The sequence below is a fragment of the Nguyenibacter vanlangensis genome, from assembly GCF_013376155.1.
Taxonomy (GTDB): domain Bacteria; phylum Pseudomonadota; class Alphaproteobacteria; order Acetobacterales; family Acetobacteraceae; genus Gluconacetobacter; species Gluconacetobacter vanlangensis.
The window spans coordinates 1-1,450 of sequence record NZ_JABXXP010000683.1 but is presented as its reverse complement, the minus strand read 5'-3'; the positions used below and the strand labels follow the sequence as shown (position 1 = coordinate 1,450).

At 68.6% G+C, this 1,450-nt stretch carries 2 protein-coding genes; both read right to left on the bottom strand.

The window, feature by feature from the left end; all coding sequences use genetic code 11:
• Positions 1-349: 349 nt before the first annotated feature.
• Entirely contained in the window at positions 350-853 is a 504-nt protein-coding gene (locus HUK84_RS18010; RefSeq protein WP_246285767.1) for a periplasmic heavy metal sensor, read from the bottom strand.
• The gene (locus tag HUK84_RS18005; protein ID WP_176641470.1) at positions 850-1,353 is read right to left on the bottom strand and encodes a hypothetical protein; all 504 of its coding nucleotides are present in this window, start codon (positions 1,351-1,353) and stop codon (positions 850-852) included. The genes HUK84_RS18010 and HUK84_RS18005 overlap by 4 nt, the downstream gene beginning before the upstream one ends.
• Between the last annotated feature and the right edge of the window lie 97 nt (positions 1,354-1,450).

Below are 1,450 nucleotides of genomic sequence, written 5' to 3'. Positions count from 1 at the left end.
CGCCGGACGCCGCGCCGATCCCCGTGCCGAGCGCCGCGCTGCGCAGCCCGCTGGACGCCTCCCCTTGGGATGGCGACAGGCCGGTCTGCGTCTGGGCATAGATCCGGCACTGCGCGTCGTGCTGCTGGAAGATCGCAAAGCTCTCGCCGGGGCGAGGCATGATCGCAAAGCTTGGCCCAGGCGGCAAGGAGGGCGCGCAACCCGATAAAAGCAGTCCGCATCCCAGCGAAGCGACAAGCAGCGGCGATTTTGTCCGGGAGCGGACATGCGAATGACGATGCGACATAAGGAAGAAATCCGTCGGTCTGGTGAATGCAGAAGGGCGGCCTGGCTACGGGCCGCCCTTCTGCTACGGACCGACGGCGGACTTCCCCCTGGTCAGGAGCTGGAAAAAATCCGTTTTCCGATGCGGCGCGCTGTTGACGAGCGTACGGCGCCCCTCGGGTGACAGGTGCGATATGGCTTCGACCAGCGCATCGCTGAAATCGCCGACGAACCCGTTCCATGCGGCCTGCCACCGCGCCATCGCCGCCCGTGTCGCCGCCGCATCGAAATGGGGGGCGAGGAGTTGATTGTCGATATCCGCCCGCGCCCGCGCCAGGTTTTCATGGGCTTGGACATAGCGTGGCGCGTCCTGCCACAGGACCGAACGGAACGCCGCCGCATCCGCCGGCGACAGATGCGTGGTTGCATTCTGCAGGAAGGTGGCCAGCGCCGTCGCCTGATGCGCGCCCTCGGTGCGGTGGCGCAGATATTGCCCGCCGACGACCGCCGCGAGGAACAGGTTCAGAAACACGGACCCGGCCAGGGCCCATCGGCGGACGCGCCGCCCGTCATGCGGCATATTCGTCATACGCCGCCTCCCAGCGGGGCGACCAGCAGGGCGTTGAACAGGCCGACAGGGACGCCGCCGGCCTGCATCCAGCCCAGCCACAATCCGCCGGCCACCACCACGCCGCCGCCGAACATCATGGCCGTCCAGCGGACGGCCATGACACCGCTCTCCGCCGCGACACCCCCCGGAAACAGGCCGGGCAAGCGCCACCCGAACCGCGCGCCCGGCCCGCGTTTCGGCGTCGCTTTCACGGCAATCCGTCCCGCCACGCCGGCCCGCAGCCGCGTCACGGCAGCCTCGGGATCCTCATGAGCCGCCCGCTGGGCAAACAGGCTCGCCTCTTCCTCGAAAGCACGCGCGATAAGGTCATCCATGTCCCGTTGCGCCGCCAGGATCCCGCGCGCCGTCGCGGACATTTTCAGCAGGGCCTGCGCATCCTGCCGTTCGGATTCGGGCCAGCGCGCCAGCACGGCGCCGTAGGTTTCCGCCAGCACACTGAAACGTTCAGGATTCATCATGGTCGCTCATCCTTTGTTCAGGGCGTTTCCGTCCGCGGTACCGCACGGCGCCAGCCGCGTGCGCAAAAGCGCGCGCCCGCGCGCCAGCAGCCGCTCC